The 2,374-nt window shown below is 63.8% G+C and carries 1 protein-coding gene; it reads left to right on the forward strand.

Features of this window, described 5'->3' with window-relative positions:
• The first annotated feature begins 740 nt into the window (after nt 1-740).
• Nucleotides 741-2,288: a group II intron reverse transcriptase/maturase gene (gene ltrA / locus ACFV3E_RS46590; protein WP_500542611.1), complete on the forward strand. Its 1,548-nt coding sequence runs from the start codon at nt 741-743 to the stop codon at nt 2,286-2,288.
• Nucleotides 2,289-2,374 lie beyond the last annotated feature (86 nt).

Here is a 2,374-nt window from a genome sequence, read left to right on the forward strand (position 1 = left end):
GAGATCGCCTACTACCTCGCCTACGCTCCCCTGGGCACCACCGTCCAGGAGTTGGTCCGGATCGCCGGGACGCGCTGGGCGATCGAGGAGTGCTTCGTGCGACACGAGGCTGCTTGAGCTGAGTGAGCTCACCGAGAGGAGGTTCCGTTGAGGAAGGTGTAGCTCCGGGCCAGTGTTCAGGGCCTGTCCCCGCCCCGGCGTGCGCTCCTGGTAACGGGAGGGTGCGAAGCCCGGGGGAAAAGCCCAAGGGCTCCCGTTCCATCCGGGAGCTACAGGCGAGGGGAATGAGCGGACGGGTGAATGCGAATGAATCCTTGGCTATGCCTCGTAACTTCGTCCCCCGCCGATGGGATGTTCCAGCGGGGTAAAGGACTGGCCGTTGAGAAGCGGCAGGCGCCGGCTGGAGAGAAGCAGTCAACCGGGAGAACACCGCCGTCCCGGGGTAGAGAGGGCACCCACCCCGCTCGCATCTCGCTCATGCAGAACGTGGAAACCCCGCAGGGGTCCTGTTGCCATCACGCAACAGGTAGGCCGACCGCAAGGAACGCTCAAATCCTTGGCGGGAGCAGGATGACCCAAGAAGCGAACGCCGGTAGCCGAAAGGAAACAGGAAACCGGGGCACATCAGCCGGTCACTCCGCCAGCCGCCCCGCATAACTGGCCGGACAGGGTCCAAGTGGCTCAGCCCGAAAGGGTGCTGACGTGGGTCAGGTGAGCCTGCGAAGAGGACAATGAAAAGGATGGCGGAACTGAAGGGCACGTTAGACGCCGCGCCGCCGAAGGGCGACTTGGCGAACGGACCGGAAGACGAGCTCCTCGACTGGCATGCGATCGACTGGCCTGCGGCCGAGGAGAACGTACGTCGTCTGCGTCAGCGCATCTTCGCGGCGTCGCAGGCAGGGGACCTGAAGAGGGTCCGCAACTTGCAGAAACTGATGCTCCGCAGCCGCAGCAACACGCTGGTCAGCGTGCGGCGGGTGACGGAGTTCAACGCTGGCCGCCGAACGGCGGGCATCGACGGCAAAGTCGTGCTCACAGCCCCGGGAAAAGCCGAGTTGGTCACCTGGGTCCAGCACAGCTCAGCTCCGTGGAAGCCCAAGCCCGCCCGGCGTGTCTACATTCCGAAGAGCAACGGCAAGCGGCGTCCCCTCGGGATTCCCGTCATCATTGACAGAATCCTGCAAGCCAAGACAGTCAACGCACTGGAGCCCGAATGGGAAGCCCGGTTCGAGCCCAAGTCCTATGGGTTCAGGCCGGGCAGGGGATGTCAGGACGCGATTCAGGCGATATTCACGGTGGCGCACGGGAAGACCCCGAAGCGGACGTGGGTGCTGGATGCAGACCTGGCAGCGGCATTCGACCGCATCGATCACAGCCACCTCATCGAGATGCTGGGAACCTTTCCCGCGACGGGAATGGTCACCCGATGGCTCAAAGCCGGAGTCATCGAGAGGGAGTGCTTCACCGATACCGAGGAGGGAACACCACAAGGCGGCGTGATCAGTCCCCTCCTGCTCAACATTGCTCTGCACGGAATGGAAAAGGCTGCCGGAGTCCGCTATTTCACCGGCGGATCACACGCCGGTGAAACGAGACCGGGCTCGCCGGTGCTGATCAGATACGCCGACGACCTGCTTGCCTTCGCTCATTCCAGAGCCGAAGCCGAGCAGATCCAGGCGCGACTGGCCACCTGGCTGAAACCCAGAGGTCTGGTCTTCAACGAGGACAAGACGAGCATCGTCCACCTCAACGAGGGCTGCGATTTTCTGGGCTTCAACATCCGTCGTTACCGCGGCGGGACGGTCCTGCTGATCAAGCCCAGCACGGCAGCCGTGCGACGCATCCGGAAACGGCTGGCCGCCGAGGTCAAGGCCCTGAGAGGGGCCAACGCCGAAGCAGTGGTCCACAAGCTCAACCCGATCATCCGGGGATGGGCGGCCTATTACCGGAGTGTGGTGTCCAGCCGCACCTTCCATGGCCTGGACGCCTACGTGTGGAAGCTCGTCTATAAGTGGGCAACCCACACACACCCGAACAAGCCGAAGCACTGGGTCACCACCCGCTACTTCGGCATGTTCAACAGGGCCAGGCGAGACCGGTGGGTCTTCGGCGTCCGCGACAGCGGCCGCTACCTCACCAAGTTCTCTTGGACAAAGATCGTCCGGCACCAGATGATCAAGGGCAATGCGTCCGTCGACGACCCAGCCCTTGCCGACTACTGGGCCGAACGACGTCGCAAGCACAAGCCAGCACCTGCATACGCCTGCGAGCCATCAGGGCTTGCTTGAGCCGTGTGCTCGGACAACGGGCCCGCACGGTTCTGAGGGGGGACCGCCGCAGCAATGCGGCGGTCCTACCCGACCAGACCGCGAAG

The organism is Streptomyces sp. NPDC059718 (genome assembly GCF_042733315.1).
Taxonomy (GTDB): Bacteria; Actinomycetota; Actinomycetes; order Streptomycetales; family Streptomycetaceae; genus Actinacidiphila.

What these genes read in the sequence shown, in the direction of transcription:
- ltrA (WP_500542611.1), top strand. Translation starts at nt 741, where the DNA reads ATGGCGGAACTGAAGGGCACGTTAGACGCCGCGCCGCCGAAGGGCGAC.